The organism is Catenuloplanes sp. NPDC051500, assembly GCF_044454585.1.
Classification (GTDB): domain Bacteria; phylum Actinomycetota; class Actinomycetes; order Mycobacteriales; family Micromonosporaceae; genus Catenuloplanes.
Window position 1 is genome coordinate 62,187 of the sequence record NZ_JBITDX010000005.1, and the last position, 19,349, is coordinate 81,535.

16 protein-coding genes and 1 riboswitch are annotated in these 19,349 nt (G+C 72.1%); of the genes, 13 read left to right on the forward strand and 3 right to left on the reverse strand.

What is annotated here, in order from left to right; translation table 11 throughout:
- The first annotated feature begins 14 nt into the window (after nt 1-14).
- Complete coding sequence (locus ACIA8K_RS11960; protein ID WP_396057764.1) at nt 15-749, forward strand: phosphatase PAP2 family protein; 735 nt, start codon at nt 15-17, stop codon at nt 747-749.
- Here ACIA8K_RS11960 and ACIA8K_RS11965 read toward each other — a convergent pair.
- Both ACIA8K_RS11965 and ACIA8K_RS11970 read right to left on the reverse strand, forming a co-directional pair.
- Nucleotides 687-968 (reverse strand): DUF3263 domain-containing protein, encoded by a 282-nt coding sequence (locus ACIA8K_RS11965; RefSeq protein WP_396057766.1) that lies wholly within the window; start codon nt 966-968, stop codon nt 687-689. The genes ACIA8K_RS11960 and ACIA8K_RS11965 overlap by 63 nt on opposite strands.
- A gap of 40 nt (nt 969-1,008) precedes the next feature.
- Nucleotides 1,009-1,794, reverse strand: coding sequence for a DeoR/GlpR family DNA-binding transcription regulator (locus ACIA8K_RS11970; RefSeq protein ID WP_396057768.1), 786 nt, complete (start codon nt 1,792-1,794; stop codon nt 1,009-1,011).
- 211 nt (nt 1,795-2,005) lie between these two features.
- Here ACIA8K_RS11970 and ACIA8K_RS11975 point away from each other — a divergent pair, with 211 nt between their 5' ends.
- From ACIA8K_RS11975 to ACIA8K_RS11990, 4 genes are all read left to right on the forward strand, one after another.
- On the forward strand, nt 2,006-2,929 hold the full coding sequence (locus ACIA8K_RS11975; RefSeq protein ID WP_396057770.1) for an SIS domain-containing protein: 924 nt from the start codon (nt 2,006-2,008) through the stop codon (nt 2,927-2,929).
- Nucleotides 2,930-3,165: 236 nt separating this feature from the next.
- A complete protein-coding gene (locus ACIA8K_RS11980) occupies nt 3,166-4,080 on the forward strand; it encodes an ROK family protein (protein ID WP_396058503.1) in 915 nt (304 codons plus the stop codon).
- Entirely contained in the window at nt 4,077-5,186 is a 1,110-nt protein-coding gene (gene nagA, locus ACIA8K_RS11985) for an N-acetylglucosamine-6-phosphate deacetylase (protein ID WP_396057772.1), read from the forward strand. The genes ACIA8K_RS11980 and nagA overlap by 4 nt, the downstream gene beginning before the upstream one ends.
- Nucleotides 5,187-5,314: 128 nt before the next feature.
- Entirely contained in the window at nt 5,315-6,022 is a 708-nt protein-coding gene (locus ACIA8K_RS11990) for a LysE family translocator (protein WP_396057774.1), read from the forward strand.
- A gap of 163 nt (nt 6,023-6,185) precedes the next feature.
- Here ACIA8K_RS11990 and ACIA8K_RS11995 read toward each other — a convergent pair whose 3' ends face one another.
- Entirely contained in the window at nt 6,186-8,585 is a 2,400-nt protein-coding gene (locus ACIA8K_RS11995; RefSeq protein WP_396058505.1) for an AAA family ATPase, read from the reverse strand.
- Between the two features lie 187 nt (nt 8,586-8,772).
- Here ACIA8K_RS11995 and ACIA8K_RS12000 point away from each other — a divergent pair, with 187 nt between their 5' ends.
- The 8 genes from ACIA8K_RS12000 to ACIA8K_RS12035 all read left to right on the forward strand — a co-directional run bounded on the left by ACIA8K_RS12000 (nt 8,773) and on the right by ACIA8K_RS12035 (nt 19,341).
- Nucleotides 8,773-11,574: an alpha/beta fold hydrolase gene (locus tag ACIA8K_RS12000; protein ID WP_396057776.1), complete on the forward strand. Its 2,802-nt coding sequence runs from the start codon at nt 8,773-8,775 to the stop codon at nt 11,572-11,574.
- On the forward strand, nt 11,571-12,428 hold the full coding sequence (locus ACIA8K_RS12005) for an ABC transporter permease (protein WP_396057778.1): 858 nt from the start codon (nt 11,571-11,573) through the stop codon (nt 12,426-12,428). Before ACIA8K_RS12000 ends, ACIA8K_RS12005 begins: the two co-directional genes overlap by 4 nt.
- Before the next feature lie 111 nt (nt 12,429-12,539).
- Entirely contained in the window at nt 12,540-14,798 is a 2,259-nt protein-coding gene (locus ACIA8K_RS12010; RefSeq protein ID WP_396057780.1) for a nitrate- and nitrite sensing domain-containing protein, read from the forward strand.
- Nucleotides 14,795-15,226 (forward strand): roadblock/LC7 domain-containing protein, encoded by a 432-nt coding sequence (locus ACIA8K_RS12015; RefSeq protein WP_396057782.1) that lies wholly within the window; start codon nt 14,795-14,797, stop codon nt 15,224-15,226. Before ACIA8K_RS12010 ends, ACIA8K_RS12015 begins: the two co-directional genes overlap by 4 nt.
- Nucleotides 15,223-15,672 (forward strand): DUF742 domain-containing protein, encoded by a 450-nt coding sequence (locus tag ACIA8K_RS12020; RefSeq protein ID WP_396057784.1) that lies wholly within the window; start codon nt 15,223-15,225, stop codon nt 15,670-15,672. The genes ACIA8K_RS12015 and ACIA8K_RS12020 overlap by 4 nt, the downstream gene beginning before the upstream one ends.
- A gap of 31 nt (nt 15,673-15,703) precedes the next feature.
- Nucleotides 15,704-16,255, forward strand: coding sequence for a GTP-binding protein (locus tag ACIA8K_RS12025; protein ID WP_396058507.1), 552 nt, complete (start codon nt 15,704-15,706; stop codon nt 16,253-16,255).
- 88 nt (nt 16,256-16,343) lie between these two features.
- Nucleotides 16,344-16,483: riboswitch (SAM riboswitch) on the forward strand.
- Between the two features lie 11 nt (nt 16,484-16,494).
- Nucleotides 16,495-17,754 carry a threonine synthase gene (gene thrC / locus ACIA8K_RS12030; RefSeq protein WP_396057786.1) on the forward strand — a complete coding sequence of 420 codons (1,260 nt, stop codon included), beginning with the start codon at nt 16,495-16,497 and terminating at the stop codon, nt 17,752-17,754.
- A gap of 342 nt (nt 17,755-18,096) precedes the next feature.
- Nucleotides 18,097-19,341 (forward strand): GNAT family N-acetyltransferase, encoded by a 1,245-nt coding sequence (locus tag ACIA8K_RS12035; protein WP_396057788.1) that lies wholly within the window; start codon nt 18,097-18,099, stop codon nt 19,339-19,341.
- Nucleotides 19,342-19,349 lie beyond the last annotated feature (8 nt).

Below are 19,349 nucleotides of genomic sequence, written 5' to 3' on the forward strand. Positions count from 1 at the left end.
GTAACGTGTGCCGGGTGCGACGACTCGGCTGGTGGTTCGATGGTCTGCTGCTGGCGGCGCTGGCAGGGCTGACCGCCCTGCTCGCCGCCGGCCACCTGCTCGACGTGGACCTCGCGGTGTCGGACTGGGCGTTCGACGTCCAGCCGGCCGTGCTGCACTACCCGTCCTACGTGCTCAACTATCTGGGCCAGGGCACGCCGATCATGGTGCTCTGCCTGGTGGCGGCGCTGTGGCTGCTCTACAAGTGGCGTGACGTGCGGCCGCTGATCCTGGTGGTGTTCACACAGCTGTTCATCCTCGTGGTGGTCACCCCGATCAAGGAGCTGAGCAGCCGGGACGCTCCCCGGTCGGCGCTGCCGAACAAGGCCGAGCTGTTCAACGAGGCGGCTGCGCACGGCTACAACTGGTCGTACCCGTCGGGCCACATGGTCAACACGGTCGTCTGGTACTTCACGCTCTACCTGCTGCTGAGCTGGCTGATCGGCGAGCGGGCCGGTCGCCTGCGGAGGCCGCTGCGCATCGCGCCGCCGATCATCGTGTTCTGGACGACTGTCTACCTCAACTACCACTGGCTGACCGACTCGATCGCCGGTCTGCTGCTCGGCATCGTGCTGGGCCGGGTGACGGCGCGCATCCCGTGGCGCACGCTGCCGCTGCCGTCGTGGGTGCCTTTCAACCCACAGGCCTCAGCGGGTACGGGAGGCGCGCAGACGCCGCAGCCGGCCGATCAGCATCGGGTCGTGGGCTAGCGCCAGCGGGTTGTCCAGCAGGCCGTTGAGCAACTGGTAGTAGCGCGTCGAGGAGAGGCCGAACTCGTCGCGGATCGCCTGCTCCTTCGCGCCCGCGTGCCGCCACCACTTTTTCTCGAACTCGAGGATGGCCAGTTCGCGCTCGGCAAGCGCCGGCTCGTCGGGCGCGGCTCGGGGCGCCGGCGGGGAAAAATCGTCGTCGATGTCCTCGGACTCCATGGTCCTCACCATAACCAGCATCGACGCAGGCCGCACCGGATCAGGCGGTGATCACCCGCACGCCGGCCTCCTCGAACTCCGCGACCACCGAGGCGGGTGCGCCGGAGTCGGTGATCAGCGTTTCCACCCGGTCGATGGCGCAGATCCGGGCGAACGCGTGACCGCCCAGCTTGGACGAGTCCGCGATGATCACGACGCGCTTGGCCCGGCCGACCATCAGCGAGTTCATCGCCGCCTCGCCCTCGTGGTGGGCCGCCGCACCGAGCCGCACGTCGATCGCGTTCACGCCGAGCAGCACCACGTCAAGCGTGACCTCGTGCAGCAGCGCGCCGCCGAGCGGGCCGACCAGCTCGAACGACTGCGGGCGGACCACGCCGCCGGCCACCACGATCTTCATCTGCGAGCGGACCAGCAGCTCGTTCGCGATGTTCAGCGCGTTGGTGACCACTGTGAGCTGAGTGCCGTCCGCGTTGGTGTTCAGGTCCGGCCGGACCGCCAGCGCACGGGCCACCTCGGTGGTGGTGGTGCCGCCGTTCAGGCCGACGACCTGGCCGGGCGCGACAAGCGAGGCCGCTGCCGCGCCGATCCGCTGCTTCTCGGCCGAGTGCTTCGCGGTCTTGTACCGCAGCGGGAGGTCGTAGGAGACGCCGTTCGCGACCGCGCCACCCCGGGTACGGATGATCATCTGCTGCTGGGCGAGCTGGTCGAAGTCACGCCGGATGGTCGCCTGGGACACGTTGAGCTGCGCGGCGGCGTCCTCGACGCTTACCCGGCCACTGTCCGTGAGGAGTTCGAGCAGGGCGTTCCAGCGCACGTACCGATCCACCGTCGGCCTCCCCTGCATGCGCACGCTTAGTGATTTCGTGCACAGTAATGCGCGAAAGGGCCGGTTAGCAAACCGCCGGGCTGCGCGAAGTTGCTCATGCTTGCCGCACGACTGCAGATCTGCGCACAATGGCGCGCGAAACAGCATTGAAACGAGCCGTTCTGCGCAGCACGGCGCGTGCCAGTCCCGGTTCCTCTGAGGGGTGGTCGAAATGGCCTACGTCGACGAAGAGCTCGCCAGTCAGCCCGACTGCTGGCGTACCGCCGCCGCCCTCGCCCCGGAGCACGCCGCCGTGCTCGGGCGGCCGGGCGAACGAGTCGCGGTCACCGGCTGCGGCACCTCCTGGTTCATGGCCATGGCGTACGCGGCGTTGCGTGAGCGGGCCGGCCTGGGCGAGACGGACGCGTTCCAGGCCTCCGAGTTCCCGGCCACCCGGCGGTACGACCGGGTCGTCGCGATCACCCGGTCCGGTACCACGACCGAGGTCACCGACCTGCTCGCGGCGCTGAGCACGCCCACCACGGTGATCGTGGGCAACGCGGACACCCCGGCCGCGCACCTCGCCACGGACGTGGTCGCGATGCCGTTCGCGGACGAGCGCTCGGTCGTGCAGACCCGGTTCGCCACAAGCACGCTCGCGCTTCTCCGCGCCCACCTCGGCGAGAACCTGGAGGACGCGATCACGGACGCCGAGGTCGCGGTGCGTATGCCGCTGCCGGTCGACCCGGCGCCGATCGAGCAGATCACCTTCCTCGGGCAGGGCTGGACCGTGGGGCTTGCCGAGGAGGCCGCGCTCAAGTGCCGGGAGGCCGCGACGTTCTGGGCCGAGGCGTACCAGGCGATGGACTACCGGCACGGCCCGATCGCGATCGCCGCGCCGCGCCGGGTGGTGTGGGCGTTCGGCGAGATACCGGCCGGGCTGGACGAGACCGTCGCGGCGGCCGGCGCCACGTTCGTGCACAGCCGCGCGCACTGCGGGCACACCGCGCTCGGCAGCTGGAACGGCGGCCGCGTGCCACTCGACCCGATGGCCGACCTGATCATGGCGCAGCGCTTCGCGGTCGCGCTCGCCGCACACCGCGGCCTCGACCCGGACGCACCCCGCAACCTGACCCGCTCGGTCGTCCTGGCGTGACCGGACAGACCGCCGTGCCCAGACAGATCTCCGCGACCGGGCAGATCTCCGTGGCCGGGCAGACCTCCGCGACCGGGCAGATCTCCGCGACCGGGCAGACGGCTGTGACCAGTCCGACGGCCGTGACCAGGCAGACCGCCGTGACCGGACGGGCCGTCGCGAGCGGGCAGGCATCTGAGGCCGGACCGGCGCTTGTGGCCGGGCAGGGCGACGGGACCAGGCCGGTCGTCGTCGCCATGGACATCGGCGGTACCGGGATGAAGTGCGGCGTGGTCGCGGTGGACGGCGAGGTGCTGCACACCGAGCGGCACGACACGCTCGCGTCCCGGGGGCCCGTCGCGGTCACGGCCGCGATCTGCGACATCGCGGAGGAGCTGGCCGGGAAGGCGCGCGCGGCCGGGCAGACGCCGGTCGCGGCTGGCGTGGCCATCCCGGGCGTGGTCGACGAGGTTCGCGGCGTTGCGGTCTTCGCCGCGAACCTGGGCTTCCGGGACGTACCCCTGCGTGATCTTGTCTCGGCACGACTCGGCATCCCGGCCGCGCTCGGTCATGACATGCGCGCGGCAGGTCTCGCGGAGGCCCGTCTCGGCGCCGGCCACGGCGCGGACGACGTGATCTTCGTGGGCATCGGTACCGGCATCGCGGCCGCGCACGTGCGCGGCGGGCACACGAACAGCGGCGCACACGGCGCGGCAGGCGAGCTGGGGCACATAGTGGTCCGGCCCGGCGGTCCCGCCTGCGCGTGCGGCCAGCGCGGCTGCCTGGAGACGATCGCCAGCGCCGCGTCGGTGGCCCGCCGCTACCTCGCGCTGACAGGTGTGGAGACCAGCGCCGCGGACGTGGTCGCGCGCGTGACCGTGGGCGAGGACGCGGCCGCCGAGATCTGGCGGGAGACAGTCGACGCGCTTGCGGACGGGCTGCTCACCGCACAGGCGCTGCTTGACACGGAGGTCTTCGTGATCGGCGGCGGGCTGGGCGAGGCCGGCGAGACGCTGCTCGGGCCGCTGCGCGAGGCGCTGGCCGCGCGCGTCACGTTCCACCGCATGCCCAGGCTGGTCAAGGCCAGCCTCGGCGACACGGCCGGACTGCGCGGCGCGGCGCTGCTCGGCCTCTCATCGACCACGGACTTCAGCATCGGGGACAACGGGTGACCATGCACATCGCCGGCCGGATCGTGACGCCGGACGGGATCGTCGAGGACGGCCACGTCGCGATCGACGGTTCGCTGATCACCGGGGTCGGCGACGGGCCGGGCGTGGGCGCCGAGCGGGCCGCCTGGGTGCTGCCGGGCTTCGTGGACATCCACAACCACGGCGGCGGCGGGCACACGTTCACCACCGGTGACCCGGACGCCGCGCGCGCCGCGGCCGCGTTCCACCTGCGGCACGGCTCCACCACAGTGCTGGCCAGCCTGGTCAGCTCGCCGTTCGCGCTGATGCGCGACGCGACCGCGGCGTTCGTGCCGCTGGTCCGCGAGGGTGTGCTGGGCGGCGTGCACTTCGAGGGGCCGTACCTCTCCGGCGCCCGGTGCGGCGCGCAGAACCCTGACTTCCTGCGGGACCCGGACCCCGACGAGCTGGCGGCGCTGATCGCGCTCGGCGACGGCGCGGTCCGGATGATGACTATCGCACCCGAGCTGCCCGGCGCGCTCGACGCGATCAAGCTGCTGGCCTCGCACGGCGTCGCCGCGGCGGTCGGGCACACGGACGCGCCCTACGACGTGACCCGAGCCGCGGTCGAGGCCGGCGCCACGGTCGCCACCCACCTGTTCAACGGCATGCGGCCGATCCACCATCGCGAGCCCGGCCCGGCGGTGGCGCTGCTCGACGCGCCCGGCGTGATCTGTGAGGTGGTCGCGGACGGCGTGCACCTGCACGACGGGACGCTTGCGTTCGTGGCCGGCGCGGCGCGCGGCGGGTACGCGCTTGTCACCGACGCGATGGCCGCGGCCGGGATGCCGGACGGCGCCTACGAGCTGGGCGGCCTCTCCGTCGTGGTGGCCGACCGGGTCGCGCGGCTGACGACGAACGGCTCGATCGCCGGCAGCACGCTGACCATGGACGCGGCGCTGCGGCAGGCGGTCGGTGCCGGCCTCTCCATCGTGGACGCGTCACGTGCCGCATCGTGGACACCCGCGCGCGCGGCGGGCTTCTCCGGCACGCTCGGCGCGATCACGCCCGGCCTGCGCGCGGACCTCGTGCTGCTCTCCGAGGATCTGCAGGTCACCGGCGTGATCCGCGCGGGAGCCCGTCAGTAATCCTTTTCTCGGAGGTCAGGGCGGAGTACGGTCCGCGTGTGTGAGCGCGCACATGCGCTTCCCGCATAGTGAAATAGGCAAAGATTTTTGGGTATAAATCGCACTATGGGGGACTAGCGTCTCGGGTCATGCATCTGACCGTCACGCACCTCGCCGCGTTCGCGGGAGTCATGGCGCTCGGCACGATGTCCCCCGGACCGGACTTCGCGATCGTCCTGCGCCACGCCGTCGCCTCCGGCCGCCGGGCCGGCTTCGCCACCGCGGTCGGCATCGCCACCGGCATCCTGGGGTGGGTGCTGCTCGCCGCCGTCGGCGTCGCCGCGCTTGTCGCCACCTCGCCGATGGCGTACCTCGCGATGAAGCTGGCCGGTGCCGCCTACCTGGTCTTCGTCGGACTCCGTACGCTCTGGACCGCCATCGCCGCCCGCCGCGACCTGACGCCCGCCGCCCACGCGGACCTGGCCGCGCTCGCGGCCGCCTTCGACGTGCCACGCCACAGGCGCCGGCGTTTCCGCTGGTCACCGTTCACGGCCTGGGACCGCCGGCACTGGGCCGCGTTCCGCGCCGGCCTGTTCACAAACCTGGTCAATCCCAAGGTCGCGGTCTTCTTCCTGGCGCTCCTGCCGCAGTTCCTGCCGGACAACCCGACAGCAGGCGACACGCTCGTGCTGGGGGCCGTCTCGTTCGCGGTCACGGCCGGCTGGTTCACCACTGTCACGCTTGTCGTCGGCGCGATCCGGCGTCTCCTCGACCGCCGTGCGGTCCGCCGCGGCCTGGACACGCTCACCGGCTCCGCGCTGCTCGCGCTGGGCGTCCGCCTCGCCATCGAACACTGATCTTTCGATCGGGCGACCCGACCGGCCCGCGCCCCGCCGCCTTTGCTCTGCTTACATGCACAAACCGCGCTAATTCGACCGTCCGGCATATGCCGCGAATCGCTCGGCGACAGTTAGGTAAGCAGAGCAAAGGTGGATGGGAACGATCAAGAGCTGAGGAGCATCAGCGGGTACGGGCCTCCGCGTAGGCGGCCAGGTGGGCGACCTGTGCGGGATCCAGCGACGGGCGGACCCGCTTCCGGGCCGTGGCGACGTGCGCGGCCGTGACCGAGGTGGCGTCAAGCGACTCGCGCATCGCGGCAAGCGCGGCCTCGCGGATCAGCGCGGCACAGTCCGCGGCGGAGAAGTTCTCCAGCTCGAGACCGAGCTCGGCCAGATCCACGTCGTCCGCGAGCGGCACCGGCTTCGAGGCGGCGCGCAGGATCGCGGTCCGGGCCTCGCCGTCCGGCGGTGGCACGTAGACGATGCGCTCCAGCCGGCCGGGCCGCAGCAGCGCGGGATCGACCAGATCGGGACGGTTCGTCGCGCCGATCACCACCACGTTGCGCAGCGACTCCACGCCGTCCAGCTCGGTGAGCAGCGCGGCGACCACGCGGTCGGTGGTGCCGCCGTCGCTCGACTGTCCGCGCACCGGGGCCAGCGCGTCCACCTCGTCCAGGAACACAAGCGTGGGCGCGGCCTCGCGGGCCCGGCGGAACAGCTCACGGACCGCGCGCTCGCTCTCGCCGACCCACTTGCTGAGCAGCTCCGCGCCCTTGACCGAGAGCACATTGGCCTGTCCGGAACCGGCGACGGCCTTCACCAGGTACGTCTTCCCGCAGCCGGGCGGGCCGTAGAGCAGCACGCCGCGCGGCGCCTGCACGCCGAGCCGGGCGAACGTGTCCGGGTAGGTGAGCGGCCACAGCACCGACTCGGTGAGCAGCTCCTTCACCTCGGCCATGTCGCCGACGTCATCAAGCGTGACCCGGGCCAGCTCAAGCGTGGACTCGGCCATCGAGGTCGGGCGGACCACCTCGAGCGCGGCCGAGAAGTCGGTCATCGCGATCGTCGGCGTCTCCGGCAGGTCGCCCTTCTGCCGCAGCGCCGCACGCACCGCGGCCTCCCGGGTCAGCGCGGCCAGGTCGGCGGCGACGAAGCCGGGGGTACGCCCGGCGACGTCGTCCAGCCGCACGTCCTCGGCCAGCGGCATCCCCCGGGTAAGCACGTCCAGCTGCTCGCGGCGCAGTGCCGCGTCCGGAAGCGACACGGTGATCTGCACGGAGAGCAGGTCCGGCGCGCGCAGCCCGGTGTCCAGCTCCTCCGGCCGGCTGCTTGTGCAGACCACTGCCGCACCCGTCTTGATCAGGCCGGCGATGACCTGGCGGAACACGGTGGCCAGCGGGCCGGTCTCGTCGCGCGGGACGAGCGCCTCCACGTCCGCGACAAGCAGCACGCCGGGCCGGTCCGCACCGGTTACCGCGTCGGCGGCGGCGCGCAGGCGACGGGCCGCGGCCTCGTTGGTGAGCGAGACCAGTTCCGGCGCCCAGAGCGCGACCACCTGCGCGCCGACCGCGGCCGCGACGGACCGGACCAGCACACCCTTGCCGGAACCGGCCGGGCCGGTGATCAGCACGCCGAGTGCGGCGGCAGCGCCGAGCCGGCCCAGCACCTCGCGGTGGTGGAAGCCGAGATCGAGGAGTTCGCGCAGCTCGTGGGCCTGGGCGCGAAGGCCGGGCAGGTCCTCGATCGGCGGCGCGGGCTCGGTGTCCCGCGCGGCGTCCGGGCCGGAGTCGACGATCTCACCCTCGACGACCGCGTCCTGGGCCGAAGCGGCTTGACCACCGAAGGTGGCACCGCCTGCTGCGACTCCGCCTGCCGCGACACCATCCGCAGCGCCGCCCGCGGTGCCGGAGGGACGGCCGCCGGGCCGGAAGGCACCGCCGCCCGAGCCGGACCCGGGGGAACCGGGCGCACGCCGTACCGGCGAAGGGGGTGTGAAGGGTGTCGCGGCCTCCGCGTGGAAGGTCTGGCCGTGCGTGGTGTGGCCGGACGCCCAGGTGACGACCGTGTCCATGGTGACAAGTGCGCCGTCCGCGTCGGAGACCGAGTCCACCCGCAGCAGCGTGGTGGTCCAGCCGAAGCCGACCGTGTTGGCCAGGCTGCGGCGCGCGGTCTGGACCAGGCTGTGCGTGGTCGCGTCCGGCAGCACGTCCTGCGGCAGCAGCGACACGTCGTCGCCGGCCGTGACCACCTTGCCGAGCAGCGCGAGCCGCAGCATGTCCGCGGAGACCGCGACCACGATCTCAGGTGGCCCGGAGAGCACCACCCGGCGCGCGCCGGTGGTCGGGATCGGCGCGACAGTGAGCTGCCCGCCCTCGCGTAGCCCCAGGTTGCCGAGGACCAGGTCGTCGGCGTAGAGGATCGCGCGGCTGGAGGTCGTGTTCGCGAGCGCCACGATTCCCGCGCTGGTGCGCTGCCCGGTGAGCCGGACGGGGTCGCCCTGGTGCAGGCCGAGCGCGGCCATCACCTCGGGGTGCAGCCGCACGATCCCGCGCCGCGCGTCGAGCGCGGCGGGTCGCAGCATCGCGGTCAGCGTCAGTTCAGCATCGCCCACCCCAGCGACACTAGCCTGATCACGCTTCTCAAACCCGCCACCGGCATTCCCGATCGGGCTTGCCGGCCGCCGCACCGCCGTTCGCGACCGCGCGTCCCGGGCTTCCGTGATCACGCTTCTCAGGTTCGGCACAGGGGTTCCGCCGTAGGCTCGCGCCATGCCCCGTGCCCTGCCCAGCCGGCTCCGCCGCGCGCTCCCGCGAATGACGCCTCGCCGCTGGCTCGCCGGCTCGGCCGTGGTGGCGCTTGTCGCGGGCCTGACCGGCTGGGCGGTGTGGCCGGAGGACCCGGGCTTCACATTCCAGGACGAGATCATCACGGTACGGTCCGGGCCGACCGGCGACGAGCCGGTCACGCTCGACACCCGTTACTTCATGCCGGACGGCGCCTCCGCCGAGGCCAGGGTGCCCGCGCTGCTGCTGGCGCACGGCTTCGGCGGCGACATGCACAGCGTGCACGCGCAGGCGGAACGGCTTGCGGCGGAGGGCTACGCGGTGCTCACCTGGACCGCGCGCGGCTTCGGGCGCAGCGGCGGGCAGATCCACCTGGACAGCGCGGACTACGAGGTCAAGGACGCGCAGCGGCTGCTGGACTGGCTGGCCCAGCGGCCGGAGGTGCGGCAGGACGCGCCCGGCGACCCGCGGGTGGGCGCGGTCGGCGGCTCCTACGGCGGCGCGCTGTCGCTGCTGCTCGCGGCGCAGGACTCGCGGGTGGACGCGATCGTGCCGATGATCACGTGGAACGACCTGGGCCGCGCGTTCCTGCCGGACGCGGCGGGCGGCCCGGTGGTGGACGGCGTGTTCAAGAAGGCCTGGGCCGGAACGTTCTTCTCCTCCGGTGCGACAGGCGGCGCGCCGGGCGGTGCCACGGGTGGTGCGACAGGTGGTGCCCCCGCAGGCGTACCCGCGGAGTTCGATCCGGCCTGTGGTCGTTTCGCCGCGGACGTGTGTGCCGCGTTCATGTCGATCGCGACCACCGGCCGGGCCACCCCGGAGGCGGTCGCGGTGCTCGACCGGTCCAGCCCGGCGAACGTGCTCGACCGGATCAAGGCCCCCACGCTGCTGGTCCAGGGCCTGGCGGACACGCTGTTCCCGCTGGCCGAGGCGGATGCGAACGCGCGCGGGATCGCCGCGAACGGCACGCCGGTCCGGGTCGCCTGGTACGCCGGCGGCCACGACGGCGGCGAGGGCCCGCAGACCGATCAGGACCGGGTGGACGAGCTGACCCGCGGCTGGCTGGACCACTACGTGGCCGGTGACGGCCCGGCGCCTGCGGACTCGTTCACCTACTCGCGGGTGGCCGGCTTCGACGCGATCGACCGCGGGCTGGTCACCAACGCCTACACGATCACGGACTACCCGGGCCTGACCGGTCAGTCAACAACGGCGGTCACTGTGGACGGTGGTGCCCGGCCGATCGCGAACCCGCCGGGCGGCAATCCGGCCGCGCTCTCCTCGCTGCCCGGTGCGGGCGCGCTCTCCTCGGTCCTCGGTTCCGTCGTCGCTGACCTGCCGGGGCAGCATGCCGCGTTCGAGTCGGAGCCGCTGCCGGCCGCGCTCAACGTTGGCGGATCACCGCGGGTCACGCTTCGCGCCGCGTCGCCGACCGGCGAGGCCGTGCTGTTCGTGAAGCTCTACGACGTGGACCCGGACGGCGGCGCCACCCTCTCCGAGGGCCTGGTCGCGCCGGTCCGGCTGACCGGGCTGCCGGCCACGATCGACGCCGCCCGGCCGGTCGCGGTGACATTGCCCGCGATCGTCCGGCGCATCGACGAGGGACACCGGATCCGGATCGTGGTCGCCACATCCGACCAGGCGTTCGCGAGCCCGGCCCAACCCGCGGTCTACACGGTCGGAATCGAGCCGGCCGTGACGCTGCCGATCCTGGGCGGCGCGCAGATGGCGAGCCCGGACGCGGTCTGGCGCCTGGTGCTCGCCGGGCTGCTTGCCGCGATCGCGATCGGGCTGACCGCGGTGCTGCTGCTCGCGCGGGCCCGGAACCGGCGGGTGGACCGCTCGGTCGCGGCCGAGCATGCGGACACGCCGCTTGTCGTGCAGGGGCTGCGCAAGGAGTACGCGGACGGCTTCGTCGCCGTGTCCAGGGTGGACTTCACGGTGCGGCGCGGCCAGGTGGTCGGCCTGCTCGGCCCGAACGGCGCCGGGAAGACCACCACGTTGCGGGTGCTGATGGGCCTCACCCAGCCGACGCGCGGCGAGATCCGGATCTTCGGGCATCGCCTGACGCCCGGCTCCCCGGTGCTGTCCAGGGTCGGTGCGCTGGTCGAGGGGCCGGGCTTCCTGCCGCATCTGACCGGCGAGGAGAACCTGCGCGCGTACTGGAGGGCGACCGGCAGGCCGTGGGCGGACGCCCGGTTCGAGGAGGCGCTGCGGATCGCCGGGCTCGGTGACTCGGTGCACCGGCGGACCCGCAAGTACAGCCACGGCATGCGGCAGCGGCTGGCGATCGCGCAGGCCATGCTCGGCCTGCCGGAGCTGCTGGTGCTCGACGAGCCGACGGACGGCCTGGACCCGCCGCAGATCGCGGAGATGCGCCGGGTGCTGCAGCGGTACGCCACCGACGGCCGGGCCGTGCTCGTCTCAAGCCACCTGCTGGCCGAGGTGGAGCAGACCTGTACGCACGCGGTGGTGGTGAACAAGGGCACGATCGTGGCGTCCGGCCCGGTCGGGGACATCGTCGGCGACTCGCCGACAGTGCAGCTGGACGTGGACGACCCGGTCGCGGCGCGGGCCGCGATGGACGGACTGGACGGCGTGCGTTTCCTGCAGGAGGCGGAGAACGGCGGCCTGATCGTGGACCTGAACGGCACGCCCCGCCGGGACCTGGTGGCGGCGCTTGTGAGAGCGGGGGTCGGTGTGGACCGGGTGATGCCGAGGCGCCGGCTCGAGGACGCGTTCCTCGCGCTGGTCGGGGACAACTCGCGGGGGAGTGGGGACCGATGACCGGCAGCGGCGCGGTGGGTTACCGGCCGGGGCGGACGCTGTCGTTCGGCGCCGAGTTCCGGCGTCAGGCCACGCGGGTGCGTACCCGGATGGCGCTCGGTTTCATGGTCCTGCTGCCGGTGATCATCCTGATCGCGTTCCAGTTCGACACCGGTGACGACGACGGGAACGGCGGCGGCGAGTTCGGCAGCCTGATCGACCTGGCGACCTCCGGCGGGCTCAACTTCACGCTCTTCACGCTGCTGGTCTCCGCCGGTTTCATGCTCGGCGTGGTGGTGGCGCTGTTCCACGGCGACACAGTGGCCAGCGAGGCGAGCTGGGGGAGTCTTCGCTATCTGCTTGCCGTGCCGGTGCCGCGGTCCCGCCTGCTTGCGGTGAAGCTTGCGGTAGCGCTCGCCTACTCCGGGCTGGCGCTGCTCACGCTTGCCGTCACCGCGATGGCGCTCGGCACGGCCCGGTACGGCTGGTCGCCGCTGCGCAGCACTGTCGCGGCGCAGATCCCACCGGGCGAGGGGGTGCTGCGGCTGCTCGGCGTGGTCGGCTACCTCGCGGTCAGCCTGCTGGTGATCGCCGGCCTCGCGTTCCTGCTGTCGGTGCTCACCGACGCGCCGCTCGGTGCGGTCGGCGGCGCGGTGCTGCTGGTGATCCTCTCCAACATCCTGGACCAGATCACCGCCCTCGGCGACCTGCGGAACCTGCTGCCCACGCACTTCTCCGACGCCTGGCTGGGGCTGCTCTCCACGCCGATCCAGACGGACGACATGGTGAAGGGCACAATCTCCGCGGTCTGCTACGCCACGCTCTTCTGGTCGTTCGCGTTCCGGCGCTTCACCCGCAAGGACGTGACCTCCTAACCGGTCACCCGTTCGTGGGGCCTTCGCACATGCCGTGCGACGGAGACCCGGTCCAGTGGTTCACCGTCTGCTGCCAGACGGTCACCGGCTCGGGTTTCGGGAAGAGGCCACATGCGTTCCACACTCATAGTTCCGGAGTGGAAGACCGCGGCGATCGGGCCACCCGGCACCGATCCCGCGTTTCGCCGACGGCGGCAGGCCACCATTCGCGGCCGGGTGGCCCGCCTGCTGGCGCTGCCGCTCGTCGTCATCCTGCTGCTCCTCGGCGACCTGGTGCTCAAGGAGATCGACGAGTACGGCGCCGCGGACCGGGCCACCGCCACTGTCGAGTTGAGCATGTCCGCGCAGGACCTGGTCCGCGAGCTGCAGCACGAGCGCGACCTGACCGCCGTGGTGATGGCCGGCGAGGCCCGGCTGCGCGGGGACCTGGCCACGCAGCGCGTGCGGGTGGACGCGAGCCGGACCGCGCTCGCCGGGCTCCGGGACGCGGAAGGGCCGGGACCGAAGGCGGTCTACGCGGTCGTGCAGCAGCTTGAGGAGCTGGGGCGGCTCCGGGCCGACGCGGACACCGGGCGGGTGGGGCAGCAGTCGGCGGTGCAGTCGTACACGGACCGGATCACGGCCCTGAACCGCGTCGACGTCGGGCTTGACTCGCCGTTCCCGGACCCGGACCCGGAGCTGCGCCGCGGCCTCTCCGCGCTGCAGGCGCTCTCCGACGCGACCGAGGCCGTCTCCGAGACGCGCGGGCTGATCGGCGCGGCCCAGGCCAGCGGCCGGTTCGAGGAGGGCCAGCGGACCGAGCTGTCGACGCTGCTCGCGGCGAAGCGCGTCGCACTCGCCGAGACCTCCCGGTACGCCTCGGCCCGCGCGCTTGACCGGCTGAAGAACGCCACCACCGGCCCGGACGCGGCCGTGGTCACCGCCGCCGAGCAGGCCGCGCTCGCCGCGCCGGAGAACGGCCCGCGCCGGGACCCGGCCGAGTGGCTGCGGGCGAGCACCGCGTTCGCGGGGGAGCTGACCGCGGTGCGCGCGGTGGTCGCCGAGGACGTCCGTGCCCGGACCGGCGATCTGCGGGCGGAGGCCACGTTCGACCTGGCCGGGCTCGGGATCGTGATCCTGGTGGCGCTGGCCGGCGGGCTGCTGCTCGGCCGGTCCGCGTCGACGGGCATCACCCGCCCGCTGGCCCGGCTGGTAAGCGAGGCCGATGCGGCCGCGTCCCGGCGGTTGCCGGCCGCGGTCGCGTCGCTTCACGAGGGCGGTGGGTCCGGGCCCCCGCCGCCGGTGGTCGTGCCCGAGCAGGCCGGCACCGAGATCACGTCGGTGGCGGACGCGCTGAACCGGTTGCAGTCGTCCGCCTACGGCCTCGCCGCCGAGCAGGCCGTGCTGCGCCGGAACACCACCGACTCGATGGCGAACCTGGGCCGCCGCAACCAGAACCTGCTCAGCCGCCAGCTCGGCTTCATCACCCGGCTCGAACGCGAGGAGACCGACCCGGCCGGCCTGGCCAACCTCTTCGAGCTGGACCACCTGGCCACCCGCATGCGCCGCAACGCGGAGAGCCTGCTGGTGCTGGTCGGCGAGGCGACGCCGCGGACCTGGTCCAGCCCGCTGCCGATGTCGGACGTGCTGCGCTCCGCGCTCGCGGAGGTGGAGGAGTACCGCCGGGTGTCGCTGCGCCGGATCGACGACGCGTTCGTCCCCGGCGCGTACGTGGCCGACCTGGCCCACATGGTCGCGGAGCTGGTCGAGAACGGGCTCACCTTCTCGCCGCCGGACTTCGACGTGGAGGTGCACGGGCGATGGGTGGGTGACGAGGCGTACCTGATCGCGATCGTGGACCAGGGCGTCGGCATGAGCGCGGAGGAACTGGCACGGGCGAACGCGCGGCTGGCCGGCGTGGAGTCGTTCACCGTCGCGCCGACCCGGTTCCTCGGTCACTACGTAGTCGGCCACCTCGCCGCGAAGCTCGGCGTCGAGGTGGAGATCTGCCAGTCACCGGTGACCGGCACGACCGCGCGCGTGAAGGTTCCGGCCGCGCTGCTGGTCAAGGAGCCGGCGAAGCCCGAGCCGGTGGCCGTCGCCCCGGCACCGGCGCCGCCCCCGGCTCTGCCGGCCCCGGATGCCGAGATCACGCCGAACGGGCTGGTCAAGCGCGTACCCCGGCATCGTCGTGGGGTTTCTGTTCCCCGGCAGGGGCCGCGCGGCGCGACGAACGGAACGGCCGCCCGCCTCGCGGCCGAACGCCCGGCGCCGAGCGACATCGGCGCCACCATGACGGCGCTCCGCCGCGGCATGCAGCAGGGCCGCGCCGCGGGCAACGACACCGGTCCCGACCAGAACCGTCCCGACCAGAACGGGGAAATTCAATGAGCACCGAAGCCGGGCCGGGCACCACCGCGCAGCGCTTCAACTGGCTGATCACCAACTTCGTCAGGGGTACGGCCGGCGTGCGCGAGGCCGTCGCCGTCTCCTCGGACGGCATCCTGATCGCCACCTCGGCCGGTCTGGACCGCGCCGACGCGGACCACCTGGCCGCGATCGTCTCCGGGCTGACCAGCCTGGCCCGCAGCGCCGCCCGCCGGTACGACTTCACCGGGCTCAAACTCATCATGATCGAGATGACGTCCGGCTTCCTTGTCGTCTCCACGCTCGGCGGCGGCACCTGTCTCGGCGTGCTCGCGGACGGCGACTGCGACGTGGCGCTGATCGGCTACGAGATCGCGATGCTCGGCGAACGCGTCGGCGACCTGCTCACCCCCGCGCTGATCGCCGAGTCCCGCCGGGGCCTGCCGCGGTGAGCACCTCGGAGTTCCGGCCGCCGGACCCGCGGATGGTGCCACCGTGGCAACCGCCGGCGGTGGAGTCGCCGAGCCGCCGGGACCGGGCCGCGGCGACGCCCGAGGAACCGGCCGACGACGGTGTGGTCCGCCCGTTCCTGCTCACCGGTGGCCGGACCCGGCCGTTGCGGGACGGGCTGCGCCTGGAGACGCTGGTCCGGGCCGCACCCGCCGCGCTCTCCGCGCCGCTGCGCTTCGAACTGCAGCGCATCGTCCGGCTCTGCCAGGAACCGCGCTCGCTCGCGGACGTGGCCGCCCGCCTGTGCCTGCCGATCGGGGTGACGCGGGTGCTTATCGCGGACCTCGCGGCGGACGACTACCTGACCGTGGCGCAGCCGGTGGACGACCCGTCCGAGCTGCCCATCGCGCTTATCGAAAGGATCGTCGACCGTGTCCGGGCTCTCTGAGGTGCCGACCGCACCGGTGGTCGTGAAGATCGTGATAAGCGGCGGCTTCGGGGTGGGGAAGACCACCTTCGTGAGTGCCATCTCCGAGATCGAGCCGCTGCTCACCGAGGCGGACATGACCACGGTCTCGATCGGCGTGGACGACACCCGCGGCCTGGACGGGAAGACGACCACCACTGTCGCGCTCGACTTCGGCCGGATCCATCTGGACGCGTCACTGATGCTCTACCTGTTCGGCACGCCCGGCCAGGACCGCTTCTCGTTCCTCTGGGACGACCTGGTCGACGGCGCACTCGGCGCGGTGGTGCTCGTCGACACGCGCCGGATCCAGGACAGCTATCCGGCGATCGACTACTTCGAGGAACTCGGAGTCCCGTTCCTGCTCGCGGTGAACCCGTTCGACGGCGCGCCCCGGTTCGCGCTCCCCGAGGTGCGGGACGCGCTCGGCGTCGGGCCGGAGGTGCCGATCGCGGAGTGTGACGCCCGGACCCGTGACTCGGTGAAGAACGCGCTTGTGCAGCTGATGGAGCAGGTGCTGCAGCGCCGGATGCGCGCGCTCGCCGCGAGCGCGCCGCGTGAGTGAACCGCGACGATTAGCTCACACCTCGGGATCGGCTGGTGGTGATCGCGAAACCCGGTCGTAAACTCGGACGCGCACGACACAACTGAATACCTCATCCAGAGGGGCTGAGGGATACGGCCCGATGACGCCCCGGCAACCACCTTCCGTACCGCGCTCGATGACGAGCCGGTGGAGGGCAGGTGCCAATTCCGTCCCCGTCACACGGTGTGGCGATGGGAAAGATGAGAGGAAAAATCCTCATGACGTCTGCCGTCAGCCCTGCTCGAGCCCTTGTCTGCCGTGGTTGCGGCGCGGAGTTCCCGCTCGCCGCGCAGCACGCCTGTTACGAGTGTTTCGGCCCGCTCGAGGTCGCCTACGACCAGGACCTGCTGAAGAGCGTCACCCGCGAGCAGATCGAGGCCGGGCCGAACAACATCTGGCGGTACGCCGGACTGCTCCCCGCGGGCCAGAACCCGGCCGACCGCATCACGCTCGACCCTGGCATGACGCCGCTGGTGTCCGCGCCCGCGCTCGCCGCGGAGCTGGGCATGACCGGCGCGCTCTGGGTCAAGGACGACTCCGCGAACCCGACGCACTCGTTCAAGGACCGGGTCGTCTCGGTGGCGCTCTCCGCCGCCAAAGGCCTCGGCTTCACCCGTTTCGCCTGCGCCTCCACCGGCAACCTGGCCAACTCCGTCGCGGCGCACTCGGCCCGGGCCGGCGTGCCGTCGATCGTGTTCATCCCGTCCGACCTGGAACCAGGCAAGATCATCACCACCGCGGTGTACGGCGGCGAACTGGTGGCGATCGAGGGCTCCTACGACGACGTGAACCGGTTGTGCAGCGAGCTGGTCGAGACGGACGAGTTCGAGGACACCGCGTTCGTGAACGTCAACGTCCGGCCGTACTACGCCGAGGGCTCGAAGACGCTCGGCTACGAGGTGGCGGAGCAGCTCGGCTGGCGCATCCCGGAGCAGGTGGTGATCCCGATGGCCAGCGGCGAGCTGCTCACCAAGGTGGACAAGGCGTTCTCCGAGCTTGTCGAGATCGGCCTGGTCGAGGCACCGGCGAACGGCTGGACCGTCTTCGGTGCGCAGTCCGCGGGCTGCAACCCGATCGCTGTGGCACTGCACGAGGAGACGGACGAGATCCGCCCGGTGCGCCCGACCGGCATCGCGAAGTCACTCAACATCGGCGACCCGGCCGCGGGCCTCTACGCGCTGGAGGCGGTGCGGCGTACCGGCGGATGGATGGACTACGCGGACGACGACGAGATCCGCGACGCGATCCGGCTGCTGGCGCGCACCACTGGCGTCTTCGCCGAGACCGCGGGCGGCGTGACAGCTGCGGTGCTGGTCAAGCTGATCAAGTCGGGCAAGCTCGACCCGTCCAAGGAGACGGTCATCTACAACACCGGCGAGGGCCTGAAGACCATCGATGCCGTCGCCGGCCTCGTCGGGCCGACGCATACAGTGAAGCCGTCGCTTCGTTCCGCCCGCGAGGCGGGCCTGCTCGGCTAGGGCGTATTTGACGGATCCCGTCGCGATCCGTCAAACACGCCCTGGGCGCCTAGGCCATATGTGGTGGATCGCGGCAATCCGTGGCGCAAATGATCACCCTCCGGGGTGGAGCATTGAGCGGCGGGTAGCGAATGTCTTGACGTGATCCGCGTTACACCGCAAAATGCTCCGTGCGGGGAGACGTGACGCCGTAAGAGTTGCGGATCCTGAGTTTGGTAACAATCTCTTCTGCCGACTCGACGACCCCAGCGCTGATCGTTCATCGAGGTGCTGGTGCGCGCGTCTCCCCGACCACACGTTATTCGCTCGCGTGAGCGTGCCGGCCCGTGCAGTGTGCTCGGCATGACGATCGCCATCACCCCGTTCGACGTCGCGAACGACGCAGAGCTGGAGGTGGTGGCCGGCATCATGCGCGGCGCCGCCCCGGCTGACAATCCCGGCCTGCCGGTGCTAAGCACACGCCGCTACCGCGCCCGTTTCCGCAACCCGCAGCTGAACGAGCGGCGGCTCAGCTTCCTGGCCCGGGTCGACGGCGTTCCCGCCGGCGTCGGCGTGCTCATCCTGCCGGACGCGGTGAACAGAGACACCGCGATGATCGAGCTGATCGTGCTTCCGGAGTTCCGCCGCCGGGGCACCGGGCGCGCGCTGCACGACCGCCTGATCTCGCTCGCCCGCACAGAGGGCCGGACAACCGTGCTGGCCTCCACCTCGGAGGGTCTGCCACCCGGCCTGTCCCACGCCGCGCCGGGCCAGTCCCACGCCGTGTCGGATCCGTTCCAGGCCGCGTCGGACCCGTCCCACGCCGCGTCGGATCCGTTCCAGGCCGCGTCGGATCCGTTCCAGGCCGCGTCGGATCCGTTCCAGGCCGCGTCGGACCCGTCCCAGGCCGCGTCGGACCCGTCCCACGCCGCGCCGGATTTGTCCCACGCCGCGCCCGGCCTTTCTCGCGCCGCGACGGAAGGCCCGCTCCATGCGGCGGCGGGCTCCGCGTTCGCGGCCGCGCTCGGCTACCGGCGGGCCTCGACCGCGTTCGGCCGGCTGCTGGACCTGGACGAGGTGCCTGTGGGCCGGCTCTCGGCCCTGGTGGCGCCGTATACCGGCGGGTATACCCCGGTGGTCTGGTCCGGCGAGGTTCCGGACGAGGACGTGCGGGACATCGCCTATCTGAACGGGCGGCTGCTTACCGACGCGCCGACCGGCGATATCAAATACGAGGGGGAGAAGCCCGACCCCGCCGTGATCCGCAACTACGAGCAGGCGTACCGCGACAAGCACTCCACGCTCTTCCACGCCGCCATGCGGGACGACGCCACCGGCCATCTCGTCGCCTGGACCATGGTCGAGCAGCTGGACGAGCCGCGCTCCTGGGGCTGGCAGCAGATCACGCTTGTCGACCCGGCGCACCGTGGCCGCCGGCTCGGTCTCGCCGTCAAGCTCCACAATCACCGTCAGCTGCGTGCCGCCGCCCCGGAGCTGCGCTGGCTGCACACCTGGAACTCGGCCGCCAACACCCACATGAACGCGATCAACGAGTCCCTCGGCTTCCGCCCCTCCGGCACCACAGTCGACTGGCAGACCCGCCTCTGACCGATCGG